This window comes from Hymenobacter jeollabukensis (assembly GCF_005771675.1).
Taxonomy (GTDB): Bacteria; Bacteroidota; Bacteroidia; order Cytophagales; family Hymenobacteraceae; genus Solirubrum; species Solirubrum jeollabukense.
In genome coordinates this window covers 119,282-141,164 of sequence record NZ_VAJM01000010.1, presented here as the reverse complement: position 1 = coordinate 141,164, position 21,883 = coordinate 119,282, and the positions used below count along the sequence as shown (strand labels likewise).

At 68.8% G+C, this 21,883-nt stretch carries 17 protein-coding genes; 7 read left to right on the top strand and 10 right to left on the bottom strand.

Going from position 1 to position 21,883, the window contains the following annotated elements; all coding sequences use genetic code 11:
• Nucleotides 1-156: 156 nt before the first annotated feature.
• From FDY95_RS18815 to FDY95_RS18800, 4 genes are all read left to right on the top strand, one after another.
• The gene (locus FDY95_RS18815; RefSeq protein WP_138080072.1) at nt 157-990 is read left to right on the top strand and encodes a rhamnogalacturonan acetylesterase; all 834 of its coding nucleotides are present in this window, start codon (nt 157-159) and stop codon (nt 988-990) included.
• Nucleotides 987-1,940 (top strand): pectinesterase family protein, encoded by a 954-nt coding sequence (locus tag FDY95_RS18810; protein ID WP_138080071.1) that lies wholly within the window; start codon nt 987-989, stop codon nt 1,938-1,940. The genes FDY95_RS18815 and FDY95_RS18810 overlap by 4 nt, the downstream gene beginning before the upstream one ends.
• Nucleotides 1,937-2,965: a pectinesterase family protein gene (locus tag FDY95_RS18805; protein ID WP_246074077.1), complete on the top strand. Its 1,029-nt coding sequence runs from the start codon at nt 1,937-1,939 to the stop codon at nt 2,963-2,965. The genes FDY95_RS18810 and FDY95_RS18805 overlap by 4 nt, the downstream gene beginning before the upstream one ends.
• Before the next feature lie 159 nt (nt 2,966-3,124).
• Nucleotides 3,125-3,835 (top strand): DUF421 domain-containing protein, encoded by a 711-nt coding sequence (locus FDY95_RS18800; protein ID WP_138080070.1) that lies wholly within the window; start codon nt 3,125-3,127, stop codon nt 3,833-3,835.
• Between the two features lie 122 nt (nt 3,836-3,957).
• Here FDY95_RS18800 and FDY95_RS18795 read toward each other — a convergent pair whose 3' ends face one another.
• The 3 genes from FDY95_RS18795 to FDY95_RS18785 all read right to left on the bottom strand — a co-directional run bounded on the left by FDY95_RS18795 (nt 3,958) and on the right by FDY95_RS18785 (nt 5,245).
• Nucleotides 3,958-4,359 (bottom strand): hypothetical protein, encoded by a 402-nt coding sequence (locus tag FDY95_RS18795; RefSeq protein ID WP_138080069.1) that lies wholly within the window; start codon nt 4,357-4,359, stop codon nt 3,958-3,960.
• 50 nt (nt 4,360-4,409) lie between these two features.
• On the bottom strand, nt 4,410-4,844 hold the full coding sequence (locus FDY95_RS18790; protein WP_138080068.1) for a carboxypeptidase-like regulatory domain-containing protein: 435 nt from the start codon (nt 4,842-4,844) through the stop codon (nt 4,410-4,412).
• A gap of 65 nt (nt 4,845-4,909) precedes the next feature.
• Nucleotides 4,910-5,245: a hypothetical protein gene (locus FDY95_RS18785; protein WP_138080067.1), complete on the bottom strand. Its 336-nt coding sequence runs from the start codon at nt 5,243-5,245 to the stop codon at nt 4,910-4,912.
• A 181-nt stretch (nt 5,246-5,426) separates the two neighbouring features.
• Here FDY95_RS18785 and FDY95_RS18780 point away from each other — a divergent pair, with 181 nt between their 5' ends.
• On the top strand, nt 5,427-6,161 hold the full coding sequence (locus FDY95_RS18780; protein ID WP_138080066.1) for a LytR/AlgR family response regulator transcription factor: 735 nt from the start codon (nt 5,427-5,429) through the stop codon (nt 6,159-6,161).
• 123 nt (nt 6,162-6,284) lie between these two features.
• On the opposite strand, the gene FDY95_RS18775 is transcribed toward FDY95_RS18780, so the two are convergent.
• From FDY95_RS18775 to FDY95_RS18765, 3 genes are all read right to left on the bottom strand, one after another.
• The gene (locus FDY95_RS18775) at nt 6,285-8,720 is read right to left on the bottom strand and encodes a T9SS type A sorting domain-containing protein (RefSeq protein ID WP_138080065.1); all 2,436 of its coding nucleotides are present in this window, start codon (nt 8,718-8,720) and stop codon (nt 6,285-6,287) included.
• 145 nt (nt 8,721-8,865) lie between these two features.
• Nucleotides 8,866-10,503, bottom strand: coding sequence for a T9SS type A sorting domain-containing protein (locus tag FDY95_RS18770; protein ID WP_138080064.1), 1,638 nt, complete (start codon nt 10,501-10,503; stop codon nt 8,866-8,868).
• Between the two features lie 226 nt (nt 10,504-10,729).
• Entirely contained in the window at nt 10,730-13,768 is a 3,039-nt protein-coding gene (locus tag FDY95_RS18765) for an ATP-binding protein (protein WP_171025745.1), read from the bottom strand.
• Between the two features lie 152 nt (nt 13,769-13,920).
• On the opposite strand from FDY95_RS18765, the gene proC reads away from it, so the two are divergent.
• Nucleotides 13,921-14,739 (top strand): pyrroline-5-carboxylate reductase, encoded by an 819-nt coding sequence (gene proC / locus FDY95_RS18760; RefSeq protein WP_138080062.1) that lies wholly within the window; start codon nt 13,921-13,923, stop codon nt 14,737-14,739.
• Nucleotides 14,740-14,826: 87 nt separating this feature from the next.
• A complete protein-coding gene (locus FDY95_RS18755; RefSeq protein WP_138080061.1) occupies nt 14,827-18,384 on the top strand; it encodes a PAS domain S-box protein in 3,558 nt (1,185 codons plus the stop codon).
• A 41-nt stretch (nt 18,385-18,425) separates the two neighbouring features.
• Here FDY95_RS18755 and FDY95_RS18750 read toward each other — a convergent pair whose 3' ends face one another.
• The 4 genes from FDY95_RS18750 to FDY95_RS18735 all read right to left on the bottom strand — a co-directional run bounded on the left by FDY95_RS18750 (nt 18,426) and on the right by FDY95_RS18735 (nt 21,802).
• Nucleotides 18,426-18,830 (bottom strand): DUF3224 domain-containing protein, encoded by a 405-nt coding sequence (locus FDY95_RS18750; RefSeq protein ID WP_171025744.1) that lies wholly within the window; start codon nt 18,828-18,830, stop codon nt 18,426-18,428.
• A 107-nt stretch (nt 18,831-18,937) separates the two neighbouring features.
• Complete coding sequence (locus tag FDY95_RS18745; RefSeq protein ID WP_138080059.1) at nt 18,938-19,552, bottom strand: YceI family protein; 615 nt, start codon at nt 19,550-19,552, stop codon at nt 18,938-18,940.
• A 38-nt stretch (nt 19,553-19,590) separates the two neighbouring features.
• On the bottom strand, nt 19,591-20,154 hold the full coding sequence (locus FDY95_RS18740) for a hypothetical protein (RefSeq protein ID WP_138080058.1): 564 nt from the start codon (nt 20,152-20,154) through the stop codon (nt 19,591-19,593).
• Between the two features lie 400 nt (nt 20,155-20,554).
• Nucleotides 20,555-21,802: a helix-turn-helix domain-containing protein gene (locus tag FDY95_RS18735; protein WP_138080057.1), complete on the bottom strand. Its 1,248-nt coding sequence runs from the start codon at nt 21,800-21,802 to the stop codon at nt 20,555-20,557.
• Nucleotides 21,803-21,883: the final 81 nt, after the last annotated feature.

Sequence of the window (21,883 nt, the reverse complement as noted above, 5' to 3'; positions counted from 1 at the left end):
ATGATAGTAGAACGTCATGTCGAGCGCAGCCGAGACATCTCGCGTGCTGATGGCAGGTAGTAAAGTCCTTTCGTCAGGTTGATTGCTCTCGGACGTCAGCACGCGAGATGTCTCGACAAGCTCGACATGACGTTCTTTTTTGCTTCTATCTATCCCATGCCCACCCAACCCCGCCCCCTGCGCCGCATCTGGCCGCTGAGCCTGCTGCTCCTGCTGCTGACGGCCTTTACCGGGCCCACCGCGCCGCCCAAAAAGCTCCGGCTCTACCTGATCGGCGACTCCACCATTGCCCAGAAAGTGCGGCAGACCTTTCCCGAAACCGGCTGGGGCATGCCGCTCAGCACGTTTTTCGATACGACGGTGGTGGTGGACAACCGGGCCCAGAACGGGCGCAGCACCCGCACCTTCCTGGCCGAAAACCGCTGGCAGCCCATCGTCGACGCGCTGCAGCCGGGCGACTACGTGCTGATTCAGTTCGGCCACAACGACGAATCGGAGGCCCACCCGGACCGCTACACCCCGCCGGCCGATTTCCGCCGCAACCTGCTGAAGTTCGTGCAGGAAACGCGGGCGAAAAATGCCTACCCGGTGCTCATCACCCCGGTGACGCGGCGCAAGTTCAAGGACGGCCGCCAGCAGGAAACCCACGCGCCCTACTCCGCCGCCACGGCCGAGGTAGCCCGGGCCCAGCAAGTGCCGCTGATTGACCTCGACCGCATGAGCCGGGAGCTGCTGCAGCAGTTCGGCGAGGAAAACTCCAAGCTGCTGTTTCTGCAGCTGGCCCCGGGTGACCATCCCAACTACCCCTACGGCCGCAACGACAACACCCACTTTTCGGAGCTGGGGGCGCGGAAGATGGCCCAGCTGGTCGTGGGTGAAATCAAGGCGCAGCAACTGCCGGGCCTTTCCGGGCACCTGGCCCGGCCCCTGCCCAAAAACGCCGTGCCGCCCGCCGCCCCCGGCCAGGACGCCCAACCCACCACGCCGTGAAACAGCTACTCTTACTTTTCTGCCTGGGCTGGCTCACGCTCGGCCGCGCCCTGGGCTACGACTTCGTGGTGGCCCAGGACGGCTCGGGGCAGTTTCGCACGGTGCAGGAAGCCTTCAACGCCGTGCCCGACTTCCGCAAGAAGGTCACCACCATCTTCGTCAAGAAGGGCACTTACAAGGAGAAGCTCATCCTGGCCGGCTCCAAAAACCTGGTGCGCCTCATCGGCGAGGACCGCGACCTGACCATCCTGACCTACGACGACTACAACCAGAAGAAAAACCTCTTCGGCGAGGAGAAGGGTACCTCGGGCTCGGCCAGCTGCTACCTCTACGGGGCCGATTTCACGGCCGAAAACCTCACCTTCCAGAACTCCTCGGGGCCGGTGGGCCAGGCCGTGGCCCTGTGGGTGGCCGGGGACCGGATGCGCTTCAAGAACTGCCGCTTCCTCGGCTTTCAGGACACGCTCTACACCTACGGCTACGGCTCGCGCCAGTACTACCAGGACTGCTACATCGAGGGCACGGTGGACTTCATCTTCGGCTCGTCGACGGCGTGGTTTGAGGGCTGCACCATCTTCTGCAAGCAGAAAGGCTACGTGACGGCCGCCTCCACCCCCGACAGCGTGCGCTACGGCTACGTGTTCAACAACTGCCGCGTGACCGGCGACGCCCCGGCCGGCTCCTTCCTGCTCGGCCGGCCCTGGCGGCCCTACGCCAAAACCGTGTTTCTGCGCTGCGAGCTGGGCGCGCAGATCGGGGCGCTGGGCTGGGACCATTGGGACAAGGACGCCAACAAGCGCACCGCCACCTACGCCGAGTACCAGAACCGCGGCCCCGGCTACCAGCCCACCAGGCGCGTGATGTGGAGCCGCCAGCTCAGCGACGAGGAAGCCCGGCAGTACACCCCGGAACGCGTATTCCGCAACTGGAACCCCAAACTGGACCAGTGAGGCGCCCCCTGCTCCCGCTGCTGACGGCGGCCCTGCTGCTGAGCGGCCCGGCCCTGCGCGCCCAGACCACGCCCGCCCCCGCCGCCCAGGCGCCCGCGCCGCCCTCGTTCAACCAGCCGGTGCGCCTGGTGGTAGCCGCCGATGGCACGGGCGACTACCGCACCGTGCAGGAGGCCGTCTTGGCCGTGCGCGACTTTATGCAGGTGGAAGCCGTCATCTTCCTCAAAAACGGCACCTACCGCGAGAAGCTGCTGATTCCGTCCCAGAAAACCCACATTACCCTGCTCGGGGAAAGTCAGCAGGGCGTCGTCATCAGCTGGAGCGACTATTCCGGCGACGCGGAGAAGCACACGACGTACACCTCGGCCACGGTGCGGGTGCAGGGCAACGACTTCCGGGCCGAAAACCTCACCATCGAAAACGCGGCCGGGCCGGTGGGCCAGGCCGTGGCCCTACACGTGGAGGGCGACCGGGCGCACCTGAAAAACTGCCGCCTGCTGGGCCACCAGGATACGCTGTTCGTGGCCCAGGATAACAGCCGGCAGTACTACCAGGACTGCTACATCGAGGGCACCACCGACTTCATCTTCGGCGCGGCCACGGCCGTGTTTGAGCGCTGCGTCATCCACAGCAAATCCAGCTCCTACGTCACGGCCGCTTCCACCACTCCCCGGCAGGCCTTCGGGCTGGTGTTCCTCAATTGCCGGCTGACGGCCGCGCCCGGGGCTACCAAAGTCTACCTGGGCCGGCCCTGGCGCCCGCACGCCCGCACGGTATTTATCGGCTGCGAGCTGGGCGCCCACATCCGGCCCGAAGGCTGGCATAACTGGGGCCAGCCCGCCAACGAGCAGACGGCCTATTACGCCGAGTACCGGTCGACGGGGCCGGGGGCGGCGGGGCCGCGCGTGGCCTGGAGCCGGCAGCTCACGCGGCGGCAGGCGCGGCCGTACACGCTGGCCCGCATCTTCGGCGGGCAACGGGATGCCTGGGTGCCGGCCGCCCCGCCGCCCGCAGCCAGCCGCTGATAAAACGCTCCGTCCCAGCTTTTCCGGCGCGGACAGCAGCAGCCCCCAACGCAGCCAATACCGCCCGGCTTCGTAAGACTACGCAGCCCCCACCGTTCGGGGGCTGCGTTTTTTCATTCTGGCTGCCGGTGCGCCCGGCGACACCTATCCTCTGCCGCCATGCTGCTCCAAGCCCCCATCGTGCCCTTCGACTGGCAGCGCCTGCTTTGGGCCGATGCCCCGCCGCTGTTTCTGCTGGAAGTGCTGGCCCGTTGCGTCGTCACCTACTTGCTCACCCTGGCGGCCCTGCGCGTGACGGGCCGGCGCGGGGTGCGGCAGCTGAGCATCTTCGAGCTGAGCATCATCCTGGCCCTGGGCTCGGCCGCCGGCGACGCCATGTTCTACGACGACGTGCCGCTGACCCACGTGGCGGTGGTGTTTGTTGCCGTGTCGGGCCTGTATCTGCTTTTCAACCGCCTCACCGAGCGGTTCCCGCGCTTCAGCGACTGGCTGGAGGGCGCCCCGGTGCTGTTGGTGGAAGACGGCGAGGTGAACATGCCCAACTTCCGCCGCCAGAACCTGACGCAGAAGGAGCTGTTCGGCGAGCTGCGCCAGCACCAGGTGGAGCACCTGGGCCAGGTGCGCCGCGCCTACATCGAGGCCACCGGCGACATCAGCGCCTACTTTTTCGAGGACAACGAGGTGCGCCCCGGCCTGCCCCTCTGGCCCGAACGCCTGCTGCAGCAGCGCCGCCGGACGGAGGAAGCCGGCCCGCACGCCTGCTGCCAGTGCGGCCACGTGCTGGAGCTAGCGCGCGGCGCCGCCCGCCCCTGCCCCGTGTGCCGCGCCGATGCCTGGGTGCCCGCCTGCGCCACCCGCCGCCAGGCGTAGTCAGTTGTCAGTTGTCAGTTGTCAGTTGTCAGTTGTCAGTAAAAGAAGTTGTCGGTTGCCCGTATCGTTCCGCATTCGAACGAACTGACAACCGACAGCTCTTTTACTGACAACTGCGAAGCCTACCGGGCGGCCAGCACCCGCGACACGGTGGACATCACCAGCGGGCCGCGCTCCAGCTGCTGGAACGAGTGGTACTGCTCGGGGCTCAGGATTTTGGCCATGGCCAGCTCGTACTCCTTCTGCACCTGCAGCGGAGCATCGGCGGGGGTGGCGGCGGCGGGCGTGGTGGCCAGCTGCTCCAGCTCGTGGCGGGTGCACTCGCGCACGGCCTGGGCCTGGGCCTGCGAGAGGTGCAGCGCGTCGGTCAGGTAGAGAGTGATGGAGAGGGCGCCCTGGCTGGCGGCGTCCTTGGCGCCGGGGTTGAGCACGGGCTCGTTGGCCCCGAAGCTGGTGAAGCTCAGGCCGGGCAGCAGCAGGGCGGTGAAGGACAGGGCGAGGAGGAAGCGGCGGTTACGTTGCATGGTGTGGTACGGGTGCGGCAAGCGGTGTGGAAAAAGGAAGTCGGCGGAGCTTAGCGGGTTTTGGGCGCGTTGGGCTCCAGGCTGATGACGAAGTCGTTGTTGCGGTGCGGCTGGCTGAGCCGGATCTGCTGGTCGCCGAAGCCGGCGTAGCCGCAGGTCAGCGTCACGGCGGCGTTGGTGGGCAGGCTCAGGGTGAACTCGCCCTGCGCGTTGGCCACGGCCAGAATTTCGCGGGTGCCCGGGTTCCAGACGGTGGCGCCCGGCAGCGGCAGCCCCTCGGCGTCGGTGATGCTGCCCGACACGGTGACGGCAAACGGCTCGGGGGCGGCGGGCCGGGCCACCGGGGCCGGCGCGGCGGCGGGTTTGGCGGGCGGCGCGGCCACCCGGGCGGGGCGGGCGTTGGCGCCGGCGGCGCCCGGGGCCCGCACCTGCCCGAAGGCGGCGGAGCTGAGCAGCGCGGCGGCTAGCAGGGTAAAAAGATGCATGGCAGGTGTGGTAATAAGGAGAAGGGAACAAACAGCCAGACGGCGGGCGGCAACCCGCCGACGGGCTAGCGGGGCAAGCTTTCGGCCAGCCACACGAAGGCGCTGTACTGGCCGGGGGTAAGAATGCGGAGCATCTGCTGATCGAAGCGCCGCCAGGCCGGGGCCGGGGCGGCGGCCCCCGCCTGCTCGTAGGCGTAGCGGCGTACGGCCAGGGCCTGCCGGCTGCTCAGGCGCAGCATGTCGGTCAGGTACTGGGTGCAGTAAGTGGCCCGCTGCTGCACCGAGTCGTCCACGGCCACGGCCACGGCTGCGAGGCGCGGGGCAGCGGGCCGGCGGGGCTTCTCCGCGGCCCGGGCGGAAAGAGCCGCGAGTAAACCAAGCAGGAGTAGAAGCTGTTTCATCGGGCAGGACGGGGGGGTTTATCGAAAAGCTGGACAGTTGTTTCGATTCAAACTTAGTTTCGTACCGGATGGCCGTGCCGTGTATTTTGTCCAGCGTTTCGTCTGGCTATGCGAACGACGGCCCCGGCTCTGCCAATCCCCCTTCTCTCCGCCCCGCCCTCCTCACTCCCAGTTGCCGCCTATGCCCAATTCCTCTGTCCTGCGCGTCGTCATCGTCGACGACAACGAAATCAACCGGCTCACGCTGGAGCACTACGTGAGCCTGACCGACGGCCTGGAACTGGTGGCCTCCCTGCCCGACGCCCGCGCCGCGCTGGCCCTCACCCGCTCGGCCCAGCCGCCCGTCGACGTGCTCTTCCTCGACATCGAAATGCCCGTGCTCAGCGGCCTGGAGCTGGTGCCGCTGCTGCCCTCCCCCACCCCCGACGTGGTGATGGTCACCTCCCACCCCAGCTTCGCCGTCGATGCCTTCGACCTGCGCGTGACCGACTACCTGGTCAAGCCCGTCGACTACGGCCGCTTCCTCAAGGCCGTGGACCGCGTGCGCGAGCAGCGCCGCGCCGCCCCGCCCGCCCCGGCCGAAGCGCCCAACCTGAAGGTGGAGGACTCCGAGCTGTTCGTGAAAGTCAACAACAAGCTCATCCGCCTCGATTTCAACGACGTGCTCTTCATCGAAGCCATGTCGACCTACTCCATTCTGGTCACCGAGACGCAGAAGCACATCGTCTACATCACCCTCAAGGCCCTGGAGGAGCGCCTGCCCTTCGCCCACTTCCGCCGCGTACACCGCTCCTACATCGTCAACACCCGCCGCATCGACGCGGTGCAGGACAACATGCTGCAGCTCGGCAGCTACGAGGTGCCAGTGGGCAAGTCGTACGCCGAGGAGTTTATGAAGCAGTTGCGGGGGCTGTAAAGCAACCCGGTTTGATGACGCACAAACGCGCCACGGCCGCGTCGGGAAGCTCCCGGCGCGGCCGTGGTGGTTTCGGGCTGGTGCACCCACGCACGCCGGGCGGGCACCCGGCAGCCGCGGCGCTTAGTGCACCAGTTGCCGGGTATACTGCGGGCCGGCGGGCCCACTCAGGCGCAGCCAGTACGCGCCGGACGGCAGGCTGTGCAGGCCCGTGAGCCGTACCGCTTCGCTGTAGCGGGGCACGGCTTGCCGGCGCACCACCCGGCCCAGCGCGTCCAGCAGCTCCAGCTGCCCCGCCCCGAGGGCGGCGCCGGGCGTGGCCACGGTCAGCTCGTCGGCGAAGGGGACGGGCCACGGCTGGGCCAGCACCGGGCGCGGGGTCGTGGCCGCAGTGATGCCGGCCCCGAACTCATACGCCCCCACATCGGGCACGGCGCCGCGCGTAGTACCCTCCAGATCGGTGGTTACGGCCGCCAGGGGCGTGCCGGCGTTGTCGAGGGCCGCCGTGGTGGGGCGCAGCCGCGGGCCGGGGCCGAACTGCGGGTCGAGGCCGAGGGAGTTCGGGTCGAAGCCGGTGCCGGTTTGCCAGGCCGCCAGCGCGGCGTATGCCTGCGTGCCCGCCGCCGGCCCGGCGTAGTAGCTGCCCAGGCGGCGCTGCGTACCGGCCGTAGTCAGCACCAGGTCGTTGTGGTCCATGCGCACGCGGGTGAGCGGCGGCGTGGCCTGGGTGGCCGGAATGCCCACGTCGACCACCGCCTGCACCGTGGTGGCCGTCACCGGGCTGATGGCCGGCGTCAGATTGAGCAGCAGGTTGTTGACCACCTCGGCCGTGCCGTACTGCTGGTTTTTGGTGCCCATCCACAGGGCCGTGCTGCTGAAGCCCGCCCAGGCCGGAGCGGCCACCGTCACCGTGTTGTGGGCGAATAGCAGGGCGCTGCCGGCCATACCCCCCAGGTCGGCCAGCACGCCGTGGGTTTGCCCGTCGCGGGTGGTGGGCTGGGCCGCGCCCGGGTCCAGGCTGTGCCGCAGCTCGCTGATTTCGTTGTTGTACACCCGCAGCGGGTGGCCGGCGGCCAACGCCCGGGAAGCCGGCGCCTGCAGCAGCCACAGGCCCCGGACGAGGGCCGGCAGGGAGGCAAACATGGCCGGGTCGGCCGGGTGGCGGAATTCAATGTCGCGGACGCGGTTGTTGGCAAATACCGCCGGCCGCGGACCCATCAGGTCATACGCGTAAATGCCCACCGCCGCATTGGTGCGGCTGACCACGTTCTGCACCAGGTTGTCGTGCACGTTCAGGCCATTGACGCGCATGAAGTACATGCCGTAGGCCTCGTAGCCGGCGCCGGCCGCGGGGTAGCCAATGCTGCCCGAGGTGCCGTCGCCGATGGTTACGCGGGCCACCTCCACGTCGAAGTCGGGCACGTTGCCCACGCCGGCCGTCACCCAGATGCCGTGGCGGCTTTGCTGAATCTGCAGGTTTTCGTAGCGGATGCGCCGGTTTACCAGGGCCGAGTCGGCCGGGCCGCTGCTGGCCAGCAGCAGGTTGCGCTGGTAGATGCCCTTGGTGTGCGGCTGGTCCTGCCGCATGGTGATGCGGGCGTTGCGGATGCGGATATCGTGGCTGCCCTGGTCGAAGGCCCCCGATATGGCGTAGCCCGCCTCGCGGCCCACGGCTTCCGGCCCCGGCACGATGTCGAGGCCGTCGAAGGTGAGGTGGTGGGCGCCCACCAGGTCGATGTTGCCGCTCTGCAGCTCAGGGTTGGCGCCCGCGCCCTGCTTCTGGAAAACGACCGGGTGCGTGTTCGTGCCCCACAGCTGGGGCACCAGTTCGGTGAAGCGCTGACCCGCGGCTATGTTCACCATGACCGGGGCGCTGGTGCCGGCCGTGTTCAGCTGGTACACCGCGTCGGTCAGGCTCTGAAAGTTGCGCGGGCCGCGGGGCTGCTGGCGGTCGAGGGTGTAGGTGCCGGCCAGGGCGACGGGGGCGCCGGCCGTCAGCAGCACGTTATCGAGCACGGCCGGCAGCGCGGCCGGCACCGCCGAGGCGCTGGACCAGGTGAACATCAGGCGCTGGGTGGTGCCGGCCAGGGCCCCGGGCAGGCGCAGCCAGGCCGAGGTGTAAGCGCCGCCGCTTTGCAGGTTGGCACTAAGCTGCATGACCGTCGGGCTCGCGGGCCGCACGCCGGCCGTGGGCTGGTAGGACGTCGGGACCAGCAGCACATCCAGCGCCCCCTGGCTGCGGTAGTCGAAGCGCAGGACAAAGTCGGCAGGCGTGGCCGGAAACGTCACGTCCTGGTACAGGTGCACCACCCCGCTCAGGCCCGCCAGCGGCCCGTAGGTGCCGGCGCTGGTCGACACGAAAGCCGCCGTGCTGCCCGCCCAGCGCGGCCCGTTGCCAGCGGCCAGGCCCGCGTGCCAGGCCGGCTGCTGCTGCCCGTTGACGGCGGTAAAGCCGCCCAGCGTGCCCGTTTCAAAATCTTCGCTCAGCAGGGCCGTCTGCGCCCGCGCAGTCCACCCACCACTCAATGCCAACCCAATCAGCAGTAGTAAATTTTTCATAAAGCGCTTATCTGCTTCAAAGGTGGGGATAATTCCTTCAGGCTTTGGCGGGTGGCCGCCCGTCTTGTTGGACCGCCCCCAACGCACAACGGCCGCGTCGGGAGCTTCCCGGCGCGGCCGTTGTGCGTTGTCAAGCAGGTTTTGTCTACTCCAGCAGCAGGGTCTGGGTGCCGGCGCCCCGGGCGTGCTGCCAGCGCACCACGTACCAGCCGCGGGCCAGGTCGCGCACGTCGAGGGTGGCCGTGCGGCTGCCCGCCGCCACCGGCACCGCGCGCACGGCTTGGCCCAACGCGTTGCGTAGCGTCACGGTGGTAGCCGACGCGGCGGTCTGGGGCAGCGCTACCTGCACCTGGTCGCGGGCCGGGTTGGGCGCCAACGTCAGCGGCGGCGCGGCGGCGCGGGTAGCCAGCGGCAGGCTGCCGATGCGGGCCACGAAACCGCCGCCCGCGCCCACCGGGGTCGGCACGCCCACCGGGCTGAAGGAAGCGCCCGGGTAGTAGGCGCCCGACAACCACAGCTCCCCCGCCGCATTCCGGATCAGGGTGTAGAGGTACGTCTGGCCCACCTGCACTACCGTCCGCAGCGCCCCCTGCGCGTCGTAGCTGATCAGGTACCCGTTGGTCGGCGAGCCGGTGATGGGAGCGGGCGTACCTTCGGTGCTCAGCGAGGCCCCGGTGACGCTGCACACGTAGCTGTTGCCAGCGGCATCGAGCACCAGCCCGGCAATGCCGTCGTTGGTGTTGAGACTGCCGGCCCGGCGCAGCCACTGGGTGCTGCCCTGGGCGGAAAGCCGGGCCGTAAACGCCTCGTCCATGCAGTTGGTCGTCTGGGCGGGCAACGTCCCTTGGTCGTAGTACGTCGGCCGGTCGGCCGCGTAGCCGCCCGCCACAACGAGCTGCCCCGCCGCATTGAGGGCCAGCCGCGCCACTTGGTCGGCGCCCGCGCTGCCAATGCGCCAGACCCACCGCACCTGGCCCGTGGGCGAACATTTCAGGGCGAAGCCGTCGGAAAAGCCGTACGCCGTGTACGAGGTAGCGCCGAATGCCACCGTGCCGCCGAAGTATCCGCCCAGGTACAGGTCGCCGGCCGCGTCGACGGCCATGCCGAAGACCTGGTCGTTTTCCTGGTTGCCGAAGCGGAAGCCGCTGAGCAGCGCCCCGGTGGCCGTATCGAGGCGCAGCACGTAGGCGTCTTGCGGGTAGAAGCCGCCGAGCGTCTGCCCGTTGCTGAGCGCAATGGTCTGACTGGCCCTGCCGCCCACGTACAGCTCGCCGCCCGGCCCGAGCACCACGCTGAGCAGCGTCGCGTCGATGCCGGCGGTGACGGCCCACTGCTGCGTGCCCTGCGCATCAAACTTGAGCACGTAGGCCGTGTACTTGCCGCGCTGGCCCTGCAGCGTCACGCCGTTGAAGGTGGCCGCGACGTCGAAGAAGGCCCCGACCACGTAGCTGTTGCCGGCCGCGTCCACCGCCAGCGAGGGATACGACTCGGAGCTGGCCCCGCCGCCGGAGCGGCTCCACTGTAGCTGGCCCTGGGCGTTGTACTTGGCCACGTACATGTCGCCGTTGCCCCGCGGCGGGTGCGCGTCGCCACTCAGCGTGAGGGTGCCGCCGTAGAAGCCGGCAACGTACACGTTGCCGCCCGCATCGACGTCGGCGCTGGAAACGATGACCTGCCCGGTCGCGGAGTTTTGCGTGCGCACCCACTGCCAGGGCAGGCCCTGGGCGAGGCCGGGCCGGGCACCAATGAGTAAGAGCAGCAAGAGTAGTAAGGGTCTAATCATCATAACAAAAGGGATGGATGCAGCGGCCACGAAAGTAGCGTAAGCGGCTGAAGACGCAAGCATTTCGTCTGGTGCGTTGCTGTTAGTTACCTGAACGCCTATTGCAAAAACACCCCGCCCCACCGGAACCGGCGGGGCGGGGTGTTCTTGGGTGAGGCAAACAGTTAATACGGGCTGAAACCAGAACGTCATCATCTGGCGTCCGCGTAGCGAAGGATGCCTGGGGTTATTGTCCTTCCAGCTCGCGCGGCAGCTGGCGCAGGGCGCGCTGCACGGCCTGCGCCAGCTGGGCGGCCGAGGCGCGCAACTCGTGGTCGGGCAGGTGCACGGGCGCGTCGTGGCGGAACTGCTCCAGCTGGGCCACGGGGGCCTCGGTGCCGGGCACGCGCAGGGCCGTCAGGTTGGGCTTGATGTGGTGCACGATGCGAGCCACGACGGGCCAGTTGGCGGCGGCGGCGGCGGCCTCCAGCTCCAGCAGGCTGTCGGGCATGTTCGTCAGGAAGGAGCGGATGATCTTGGTGACGAAGGCTTCCTTGCCGCGGGCCATGTCGCGCAGGGGCTGCAGGTCGTAGGCCGGGGCCGCCGGGGCGATGGAGCGCTCCAGCACCTGCACCAGCGTGCGGTAGAGGTCGGCTTCGTCGAAGGGCTTGGCCAGGGTGGCCGTCATGCCGGCGGCCAGGTACTGCTCGTTGTCCTCGCGGAAGGCGTTGGCCGTCAGGGCCACGATGGGCGTGGCGGCGCGCTGCGGGTCGGGGTGCTGCAGCAGGCGGGCGGTGGCTTCGAGGCCGTTCATGCCCGGCATCTGAATGTCCATCAGCACCGCGTCGTAGGCCTGGGCGTAGAACTGCTGCACGCCCGCCTCGCCGTTGACGGCTTCCTCCACCACCACGCCCCACTCCTCCAGCAGCAGACGGGCCACGTCGCGGTTGATTTCGTTGTCTTCCACCAGCAGCACGCGCTTGCCCTGCAGGGCGCCGGTGTCGAGCGTGGCGGGGGTGCTGGCGGCGGGCAGCTCGGCGCGGTCGGCCTTGGGCAGGGTCACCTGGAAGGCGAAGGTGCTGCCCTGGCCCAGCTCGCTCGTCACGGTGAGCGTGCCGCCCATCTGCTCCACCAGGGCGCGCGAGATGGTGAGGCCCAGGCCGGTGCCGCCGTGCTTGCGCGAGGTATCGGCGTAGGCCTGCGTGAACGAGTCGAAGATGCGCTCCAGCCGCTCCGGCGCGATGCCCGGGCCGGTGTCCTTCACCCGGAACTCCACCGAGATGGTGTCGGCGGTTTCGCTCAGCAGCTCGCCCACCACGTCGATGTGCCCGCCGGCGTCGGTGAACTTCACCGCGTTGGCCGTCAGGTTGATCAGGATCTGGTTGAGCCGGTGCGCGTCGCCCGTCACCCAGGGGTAGGCGCAGCTGGTGCGCAGCGGGGTGCCGCTGAAGGTGAGGCCCTTCTGGGCGGCCTGCAGCACCAGGGGCTGAATGGCGGCGCCCATCGAGTCGCAGAGGTTGAACACGCTCTGCTCGAACTCCACCTTGCCCGAGCTGATCTTGGCAATGTCGAGCACGTCGTTGATGACGCCCAGCAGGTGCTGGCCCGACGAGCGGATGACGTCGAGGTACTGCGCCTGGCGGCCGTCGAGCGGGGTTTTGCTCAGCAGGGTGGCCATGCCCAGCACCCCGTTGAGCGGCGTGCGGATTTCGTGGCTCATGTTGGCCAGGAAGTTGGCGCGGGCCGTGGCGGCGGCTTCGGCGGCTTCCTTGGCCTGCAGGGTGGCGCGCTGGGCCAGCACCCGCTCGGTGATTTCGTGGCCGAAGGCCATAACGTGGGCTTCCTCGCCGGGCTCGTCGACCAGGCGGCTGTACTGCTGCACGTAGTGCAGGCCGCCCTGCTGGTCGCGCAGCTTCACCACGCTGGCGTATTCGCCCTGCTCGCGGATCAGGCGCAGGTACTCCACCACGGCCGCGTGCCGGTCGTCGTCGAAGGCGTCCTGCAGGGGGCGGCCGGTGAGGTCCTGGGTACCAAGGCCGAGCATGGCGCTCAGGGCCGGGTTGGCCGAAAGGATGCGCCCGTCGAGGTCGTGGGTCCAGATCAGGGCCTGGGCGTAGTCCATCAGCTCGTTGTAGCGCCGCTCGTTGCGGGTCAGCTCGCGCTGGGCCTCCGTCAGGTCAGTCACATCCGTGGAGACGATGAGGATGGCCGCTTCCTCGTCGGGGCGGGGCAGGCGGCGCAGCTCCACGTGCAGCCAGCGCACGTCGCCGCTGTGCAGGGTGAAGGGCACGTTCAGGGCCTCGTCGCGGCCGGTGCGCAGCACCCGCTCGGAGGCGGCGCGGTACTCGGCCATGATGGCCTCGTCGGTCTGCAGGCTCTGCTGCATCAGCTCGCGGAAGGCGCGGTTGGTAAACAGCTCGTGGCCGGCCACGGTGCGCACCAGCACGGTGTTCGGAATCGAGTCGAGGATGTGCTGGGTGAAGCGCTGCTGGGCCTGCAGCCGGGCTTCGCTGGCGCGCGTCTGGGCCTGGGCGTGGTAGCGCTCGGTGATGTCGAGCAGGTAGAGGTTGTAGTAGCCGGCGGCGGCGAAGGGCACCACGTAGGCAATGTAGCGCTGCTCGCCGATCTGCAGCTCCATCTGCCGGGCTTCGCCGGTGCGCAGGGCTTCGGCGGCCATGGCGTAGTACAGCTCGCGGGCCTGCTGTTGCTGCTCGGGCGTGAGGCGCTGGCGCAGGCGCCAGGCGGCGGGGTTGGCGTAGAGGGCCTCGCCGTCGAGGGCGTAACGCACCATGGGGTAGGGGCTCTGCTCGGGGATGCTGGCGGCGGCCAGCATACCTTCGTCGAGGTCTTCGCGGGTCACGTCGCAGAGGTGCTCCAGGTAGCCGCCTTCGGGCAGGGGGCGCTGGGCGCGACGCAGCACGCGGCCGTCGGGCAGCACCAGCGTGTCGTCGGCGCCGGTGCTCAGGGGCTGGCCGTTGGCGCCGGTGTGGTGGCGGCCCACCAGCTCCACCAGCCCATCCACGGGCCGGCCCTGCCACTCGGCCGCGTCGCCGTCGATGCCCAGCAGCGCGAAGTACAGCGCGTTGACGCTCTGCACGGTGTGGTCGGCCGCGACGTGGAGCACGCCCACGGGCAGGTTGTCGGCCAGGGTGCGGAGCTGGTGGGTGGCCTGCGCGGCTTGGTCGGTGGCGCGTTGGAGGGCGGCGGTCAGCTCGGCGTTGCGGGCCTCGGCCTGGGCCAGCGCGGCCTGCAACTCGTCGGGCTTTACGGTGGTGGGAACAGACATTGTAGCGGCAATCGGTAACAATTCAACCATCGAAAATAGCCGGAGGGCGCGGGTTTCGGCCGGGCTTCTCGTCCAACGGCGCCTTTCGCTGGGCGAACGTCGCGCCAGGCCGTGCGAAAGAAACCCGGCGGCGCCCCCTACTATTGCACCCTATGGACACGACTTCTCTGCGCATTGCCATCCTGGGCAGCGGCAACATCGGCCTCTCGCTGGCCAAGGGCCTGGTGAAAGCCAGCCTGACCGCGCCCGACACCATCACCCTCACCCGCCGCAACGTGGCCGCCCTGGCCCCGCTGGCCGAAGCCGGCTACCGCGTCACGGCCGACAACCGCGCCGCCCTGGCCGGGGCCGACCTGGTGGTGCTGGCCGTGCTGCCCCAGCAGCTCGACCAGCTGCTCGACCTGATCCGCCCCGCCGTCGACCCGGCCCGGCACCTGCTGGTGTCGGTGGCCTCGGGGGTGAGCTGCGCGGCCATTCGCGAGCGGCTCGGGCTGCCGGTGCGGGTGGTGCGGGCCATGCCCAACACGGCCATTGCCATCGGGCAGTCGATGACCTGCCTGGCCACCGACGACGCCCCGGCCGCCGATATGGCCTTGGTGGAGCGGCTGTTCAACACGGTGGGCGTGAGCGTGCGCATTCAGGAAGAGCTGATGACCTCGGCCACGGCCCTGTGTGCCTGCGGCATAGCTTTTTTCCTGCGGGCCATCCGGGCGGCCTCGCAGGGCGGCACCGAAATCGGCTTCCACGCCCACGACGCGCTGAAAATGGCTGCCCAGACGGCCAAGGGCGCCGCCGACTTGCTGCTGCAGCTCTCCTCGCACCCCGAGCAGGAAATCGACAAGGTGACCTCGCCCAAGGGCTGCACCATCGCGGGACTGAACGAGATGGAGCACCAGGGCTTCAGCTCGGCGCTGATCAAGGGCATCAAGGTGTCGGCCGACAAGGCGGGCAAGCTCTACCAGCAAGACTGATTTTCGGTACATTTAAAGCACGGCCAGGCCCGCGGGCTGACCGCGTCGCGCCCCCCTCCTCCCCTCTCGTTTGCTCGTCGGTCCTTTATGGTGCCCCCCACTGCGTTGTCCGATTACCTGGCCCTGTTTCGGCACCTGCCGGGCAACTACCTGTTGCTGGCGCCCGACGCGGCCCTGACCATCGTCGACAACACCGAGCGGCACGCGGCCGTGGCCATGAAAAGCCGCGCCGAGGTGGCGGGCCGCCCGCTGTTCGAGGCCTTTCCGGCCGCCGACCAGAACGAAATCGAGGTGCTGCGGGCCTCCATCGAGCACGTACGCCGCACCCAGGAGCCGCACACCATGCCGCTGATTCGCTACGACCTGGAGCGGCCCGCCGGGCAGGGCGGCGGCCTGGAGGAGCGGTACTGGCAGGCCACGCACTACCCCGTCCTCGCCGACGACGGGCAGTTGCGCTACATCCTGCAGCAGACCGAGGACGTGACCGAGCGACACCGGGCCGAGCAGCGCGCCCGGCTGGCCCAGCAAAACCTGGCCGAAAGCCAGGAGCAGATCCGCTTCATGCTCGAAGCCCTGCCGCTGATGCTCTGGACTACCCGCGCCGACGGCACGGCGGACTACCAGAACCCGGGCTGGCTGCGCTTTACCGGCCGCACGCTGGCCCAGGCCCAGGAATGGGGCTGGCTCGACGACATTCACCCCGATGACCGCGCCACCGTCAACGAAGCCTGGCGGCAGGCCCTGGCCAGCGGCACTGAATATCAGGTGGAATACCGCCTGCGCCGCTACGACGGCCAGTACCGCTGGCTGCTGGTGCAGGCCGTGCCCCGCCGCAGCCCCGACGGCGCCATCAGCGGCTGGGTGGGCACCGGCACCGACATTCACGAGCAGAAGCTCAGCCAGCAGCGGGTCAACGAGAAGGACCGGGAGCTGCAGCAGATTCTGCGGCTGCTGCCCGCCTACGTGGCCACGCTGCAGGGCCCGGAGCACCTCTACACCTTCGTGAACGAGCGCAGCCGCGAGCTGCTGGGCCCCGACGCGGAGCTGGGCCGCCCCGCCGCCCAGGTGCTGCCCGACCTGCGGCCCAGCGGCCTGGCCCGCATCCTCGACCAAGTGTACCGCACCCAGCAGCCCTACGCGCTCGAAGAGCTGCCCGTCAGCACCCCGCCCGCGGCCTCGGCCGAGCAGCCGCGCTACTTCGACGGCGTGTTTCAGCCCCTCACCGATGAACAGGGCCAGTCGACGGGCGTGCTGGTGTTCGGAGTGGATGTGACGCGGCGGGTGCAGGCCAAGCAGCGGGCCGCCGAGCTGCAGGAAGAAGTGCGCCAGCAGAACGAGCAGTTCCGCCTGCTGGTGGAGTCGCTGCCGCTGTACGTGTACATCACCGACGCCGCGGGGCACATGCTCTACGTGAACCCCCAGCGCCAAACCTACACCGGCCAGGACCCCACCCGCGCCCTCACCCACTGGGACGAGCCCGTGCACCCCGACGATACCGCGCGCATGCGCCAGCTTTTCGCCGAGGGCCGCCGCCTGCACCAGCCCTGGCGCGGCGAGTACCGCCTGCGCCGCCACGACGGCACTTACCGCTGGGTGCTCACCCACGCCGTGCCCCTGCTCGACGCCCAGGGCCAGGTGCAGCGCTGGTACGGCTCCAGCGTCGATATCGACGACCAGAAACGGCTGCAGCAGCGGCTGGAAGAGCAGGACGAGCAGCTGCGGCGCATGCTGCACACCCTGCCGGCCATCATCAACACCATGGAAGGCCCCGAGCACCGCTACACCTACCTCTCGCCGCAGATGCGGGCGCTGGTGGGCGAGCGGGTGCAGCTGGGCCGGCGCGTGGTGGACGCCCAGCCCGAAGTAGCCGCGCAGGGCTTCGTGGAGGTGCTGGACCGGGTGTACCAGACCGGGGAGCCGTTTGCAGCCCTGGAGCAGCGCGTCGATATCCGGGTGCCCGAAACCGGGCAGCTGGAAACGCGCTTTTTCAACTTCAGCTACCAGCTGCTGCCCGCGCTGGCCGGCCGCCCGGACTCGCGCGGCATCCTCTCCTTTGCCCTCGACGTGACCGAGCAGGTGCGCGACCGGCAGCGGGCCGAGCAGCTGCAGGCCGAAGTAAACCGCCAGGCCATGCAGCTGCGCCGCATGACCGAGGCCCTGCCCGCCATTTCCTTTATCCTCTCGCCCGACATGCGGCTGGAGTACTTCAGCCCGCAGTGGCACCAGCTCACCGGCTACCCGCCCGGCACCGACGCCGACGCAGTGTGGCCCACGCTCATTCACCCCGACGACCGGCCCCGCGCCTACGCCACTTACGCCCGGGCCATTGCCCAGAACACGCCGCTGGAGTTTGAGTACCGCCTGCTGCACCACGACGGGCAGTACCGCTGGCAGGTGTGCCGCGCCGTGCCCGAGCTCGGCCCCGACGGCCAGGCCCTGCGCTGGTACGGCACCGTGGTCGACCACCACGAGCAGAAGGAGCTGCGCGACGAGCTGCTGCGCTCGGAGGCGCGGTTCCGCTTCATGGCCGAGAGCATTCCGCAGGTGGTGTGGACGGCCCGCCCCGACGGCCGCCTCGATTATCTCAACCAGCGCTGGACCGAGGTAACCGGCGTGCCCGTGGAGCTGGCCCTGCGCCAGGGCTACGACGGGCTGGTGCCGCCCGAGGAGCGGCTGGCGCTGCGTCGCCGGTACCTGGCCAGCATTGCCAGCGGCCAGCTTTACGAGCAGGAAGGCCGCCTGCGCTCCGCCCACGACGGGCAGTTTCGCTGGTACCTGCACCGGGCCACGCCCATGCGCGACGCCGCGGGCGAGGTGGTAAAGTGGTTCGGCACCAGCACCGACATCCACGACTTCAAGCAGGCCCAACAGCTGCTGCAGGCCCAGAACGCCCAGCTCACCAGCATCAATCAGGACCTGGACAACTTCGTGTATACCGCCTCGCACGACCTCATGCAGCCCGTCAACAACATGGCCGGCATCTTCGAGGAGCTGATGCGCACGGCCCACTTCGACGACCCGGCCGCCCAGCAGCTGCGGGGCATGTTTGAGCACGCGCTGCGCCAGATGCACGACACGATTCAGGACCTCTCGGACGTGGTGCAGGTGCAGCGCCGCCACGAGCAGCTGCCCGCCGAGGTGCTGGAGCTGCGCCCGTTTGCCGAGGAAGTCATCCGCAGCCTGCAGGTGCCGGCCGGGAGCCGCGGCGCCAGCTTCACCCTCGATTTCAACGCCGTGCCGGCCCTGCAGTTCGTGCGGCCCAACCTGCAGAGCATCTTCTACAACCTGCTCAGCAACGCGCTCAAGTACCGCCACCCCGACCGACTGCCCGTCGTGCGCGTGTCCACCGAGCTGGTGGGCCACGAGCCGGTGCTGGTGGTGCAGGACAACGGCCTGGGCATCGACCTGGCGCGCCACGGCCAGGAGCTGTTCCAGATGTTCCGCCGCTTTCACGACCACGTAGAGGGCTCGGGCATGGGGCTGTACCTCGTCAACCGCATCGTGCAGCAGCTGGGCGGCCGCCTCAGCGTCGAGAGCGTGGTGAACGAGGGCACCACGTTTCGGCTGCACCTGCCCGGCGCGCTCCTGCCCCACCCGCAGCCGCCGGTGGCGCGGTCCGTTACGGCGGAAGAGCAGGCGCTGTAGCGGCTTCCGCCGCCGCCACGAGGCAGCAGGATGGAACTCGTTTACTGCTCCAGAAACTCGTACTCCAGGGTAAGGGAAGCCGCCCGGCCGCGCGGGCGCACAAACCAGCCCCGGCCGCGCAGGCCGCCGAGGTCGTGGGTACCGGAACCGGGCACCACGGCCAGCTGGGCCTTGGCCACGCCGTCTTCCACGCAGCCGGTGTGCTCCAGCACGAACGTGCCCGCCCGGCCGCCCACGCGCCCCACCACCCGCTCCAGCCCCACCGAGCTGGCCGAGCCGTCGGGGTGGTAGGTAAGCAGCACCTCCAGCTGCCCGGTGCCCTCGATGTCGCCGCGAAACTGCTGGGTGGCGCTGGCGCGGGCCAGCACCGGCTGCCCGTCAATTTCGTGGCAGGCCTGCTCCAGCCAGGCGTCTAGCTCCAGGGTACTCAAAGCGCGTTTGTTCATAGCCGTTGTCCCGTTAGCGTGGTCGGAACAAATATAACCCATACTAAAATATATAGCCATAAGATTACTAATAAAAATAGCAACAACCACAACATATCGACTACCAATCAGGGCGTTGCACCCGATGCATCAGCCGCCGGCTCCGGCCCGGCCACTATATCGAAGGTCAGTTGAAAATCGTTGCGAATGGCCTGGTCGCCGACGTTGGCGAAGAAGCTGCGGGAGTTGTAGCGGATGCCGAAGCGGGTGCGGTCGAGGCTGGCCGTGCCGCGCAGGCGCAGCTCGCCGGCCGCTCCCCGCGTGAGCGTGAACGGGAACGTGACGGACTGGGTGAGGCCTTTGATGGTCAGCAGGCCGCGGGCCTGGCCGCCGGCGGTGCTTTGCAGCCGGAACCCGGCCGTGGGAAACCGCTCGACGTCGAAGAAATCGGCGCCGCGCAGGTGCTCCTGCAGCTGGGCGTTGTCGTGGTGCAGGCTGCGCATGTCCACCGTCGCGCGGGCGGCGCGCAGGCGGCGGCCGTCGTAGCGCAGGGTGCCGGCGCGCAGCTGCAGGGTGCCGCTGGGCGCGTAGGTGCCCAGGTCGGCGTGGCCGGTCCAGGTAAGGCGACTGGCGGCGGGCTGCACCTGGTAGGCGGTGCCGGCCGGCCGGGCGGCCAGCAGCAGGGTTGTCAGCAGGGCGAGGCTTAGGGCCGCGAGGCGGCGGGTGAGCAGGGTCAGGTTCATAGCAGATCGAAGCGGAAGAAGTGAGAAAACGGCCAGCCTTAGCGGCCCACCACGGCTCCACCGTTGACCTCGGCTTCGGTTTCGATCAGGCCCATGCCTTTGTAGAGCCGGCCCTGCTTGTCTTTGGCCAGGATGTACCAGAGCGCGTCGCCGCCGTAGAGGCGCCGGGCGCTGTCGGCGTAGCGGTAGTTGCGGGCGAAGGTGTAGGACTGGCCCTGCCGCAGCCGGCCGCCGGGGCAGCCAAACAGCTCGGCAAACTCGGCGGGCGTTTCGCGCATATTCGGCTGCCAGCCGGCGGCGCTGTACCAGATGAAGCTGCCGCACTCCACGATTTCCAGGTCGGCCACGTCGGCGCGCACGGTGGTCTGGTGCTTCCACACGTAGCCGCCGGGGTGGGCGGGGTCGGGCTCGGGGTAGTTGGGATTGGGCGTGTGCCAGAGCGAGAGGCCGACGGGCACGCGCCGGAGCTTGTCGGGCAGGGCGCGGGTGTGGTCGGTCCAGGCCGTGGGGGCGGCGGGGGCCGCGGGGCTTTGGGCTGCGGCGGGGTGGCTGAGGGCCAGCCACAGGGCGGGCAGCAGCGGGGCGAAAAACGGGGGTTTCATGGCCGGGTTCGGTTGGGGTTGAACAACGACCCGAAGGTGGCCGATGGCCCGCCCCAAAGCGCCCCAACGGCGAAAATGGCACGTCCCAACGCGCGTTTTGGGACGTGTTGCTTCCCATAGCCCCTTTCTGAAAAGAGGAAGAAGTCAGATAATCAGAGAAGAAAGGTAGAGCAACCAGAACGTCATCCTGAGCCCAGCGAACCGAAGGTCGACGAAGTCAAGGACCTTCCTCACGCCTTGCACCAACGGCGAAGCGCAGCCACTAACGCCATTTCGTTTAGGATGATGGCTACGCTTCTTGATTAATTGCTATTGCCGGAAAACGTCTGCACTTCGTAGGCAGTGGTGGTGCAGGGTTGGAGGAAGGTCCTTGACTTCGTCGACCTTCGGTTCGCTGCGCTCAGGATGACGGGCTGTTTTCCTCGTTCATCCTACCCTCCTTCCCTGCCCACTCGCTCGGCGCCACGCCGGTCACCTGCTTGAAGATGCGGTTGAAGGTTGTCTTGGAGTTGAAGCCGCTTTCGAAGGCAATGCCGAGCAGGGTGAGGCGCTGGGCATCGGTGGTGCGGGCAAGGCGGCGCTGCACCTCGGCCACGCGGTAGCCGTTGACCAGGTCGTTGAAGGACTTGCCGAAGCCCTGGTTGATGGTGAAAGACAGCAGCCGGGCGGGCAGGCCGGTGTGGGCGGCCAGCTCGGTGAGGGTGAGCGTGGGGTTTCGAAACAGCTGCTCATCCTCCAGCGCCCGGCGTACCCGCTCCTGCACCCGCGCATCGACGGCGGGCTGCGGGCGCCCGGGCACGGGCGAATCGGCCGGTGGCGCGGCGGCTCCGGCCGATTCGCCCGTGCCCGCAACGGCCGGGGCTGAACCGGTGGGCGAGTCCTCCGCCCCGGCTACCACCTCCGCCGCGGAGGCGGTTTCGGGCCGGAAGTGCACGGCGCGCATATCGGCCTGACGCAGCCCTACGACGCCGATGCAGAACACCACCACGCCGAGCAAATCGGTGGAGTAATCGTAGCGGTAGTAGAGGTCGAAGAACTCGCGCAGCACCACTTCCACCAGCCACTGCGCGCTGACCACGGCCAGCAGCACCAGCAGAGTGCGCAGCCAGCGCAGGCGCAATTGGGAGGTTTCGGAGAAGTTGTCGTCGAGGTAGCGGCGGTAGCGGCGCAGCAGGCGCAGGCTCAGCCCGAGGTACACCATCAGCGACACCCAAGTGCCGATAAACTCCAGGCGGTAGGTGACCGGGCGGTGCACGTGCTCCCAGAACCAGAGGCGCGTGGGGTAGCTCGTCAGGCGCAGGGCGGCGTAGAGGGCAGCCTGCAGCGCCACCGGCCCGAAGTGCCAGAAGTGGCGCGGGCGCAGGCGGAAGGCGTGGTTGGTGAGGCTGCGCACGTAAAAGTAGAGCAGCGGCCCGAACGCGAAGGAGTAGTAAATCGGGGCGAAGTACCAGTTGGCGTTCTGGGTGTAGATGCCCGCCACCCGGAAAAACCCGTCGAGAATCCAGAGCGCAATGGCCAGCATGAGCAGGGCCAGCAGGCGGTTGGGGCGGCGGTTGTGGGGCGCTACCCACAGCAGCCCCGCCGCGAAGACAGCCTGGGCCACCACGGCCAGCAAGAGCAGCACAAGGACGGTAAACGGAATCTGCATAGCTTGTCGGTAGCGGGGGCGCCGGCAAGGTAGCAGCCCGGGCTGCTTGGTCGATGCCGCCGCTTCATTTTGCCGCTCAGC

Excerpts from the sequence above, each read along its gene's own strand:
- FDY95_RS18815 (WP_138080072.1), top strand. The coding sequence starts at position 157 with ATGCCCACCCAACCCCGCCCCCTGCGCCGCATCTGGCCGCTGAGCCTG.
- FDY95_RS18800 (WP_138080070.1), top strand. The coding sequence starts at position 3,125 with ATGCTGCTCCAAGCCCCCATCGTGCCCTTCGACTGGCAGCGCCTGCTT.
- FDY95_RS18795 (WP_138080069.1), bottom strand. The coding sequence starts at position 4,359 with ATGCAACGTAACCGCCGCTTCCTCCTCGCCCTGTCCTTCACCGCCCTG.
- FDY95_RS18790 (WP_138080068.1), bottom strand. The coding sequence starts at position 4,844 with ATGCATCTTTTTACCCTGCTAGCCGCCGCGCTGCTCAGCTCCGCCGCC.
- FDY95_RS18785 (WP_138080067.1), bottom strand. The coding sequence starts at position 5,245 with ATGAAACAGCTTCTACTCCTGCTTGGTTTACTCGCGGCTCTTTCCGCC.
- FDY95_RS18780 (WP_138080066.1), top strand. The coding sequence starts at position 5,427 with ATGCCCAATTCCTCTGTCCTGCGCGTCGTCATCGTCGACGACAACGAA.
- FDY95_RS18775 (WP_138080065.1), bottom strand. The coding sequence starts at position 8,720 with ATGAAAAATTTACTACTGCTGATTGGGTTGGCATTGAGTGGTGGGTGG.
- FDY95_RS18770 (WP_138080064.1), bottom strand. The coding sequence starts at position 10,503 with ATGATTAGACCCTTACTACTCTTGCTGCTCTTACTCATTGGTGCCCGG.
- FDY95_RS18765 (WP_171025745.1), bottom strand. The coding sequence starts at position 13,768 with ATGTCTGTTCCCACCACCGTAAAGCCCGACGAGTTGCAGGCCGCGCTG.
- proC (WP_138080062.1), top strand. The coding sequence starts at position 13,921 with ATGGACACGACTTCTCTGCGCATTGCCATCCTGGGCAGCGGCAACATC.
- FDY95_RS18755 (WP_138080061.1), top strand. The coding sequence starts at position 14,827 with ATGGTGCCCCCCACTGCGTTGTCCGATTACCTGGCCCTGTTTCGGCAC.
- FDY95_RS18750 (WP_171025744.1), bottom strand. The coding sequence starts at position 18,830 with ATGAACAAACGCGCTTTGAGTACCCTGGAGCTAGACGCCTGGCTGGAG.
- FDY95_RS18745 (WP_138080059.1), bottom strand. The coding sequence starts at position 19,552 with ATGAACCTGACCCTGCTCACCCGCCGCCTCGCGGCCCTAAGCCTCGCC.
- FDY95_RS18740 (WP_138080058.1), bottom strand. The coding sequence starts at position 20,154 with ATGAAACCCCCGTTTTTCGCCCCGCTGCTGCCCGCCCTGTGGCTGGCC.
- FDY95_RS18735 (WP_138080057.1), bottom strand. The coding sequence starts at position 21,802 with ATGCAGATTCCGTTTACCGTCCTTGTGCTGCTCTTGCTGGCCGTGGTG.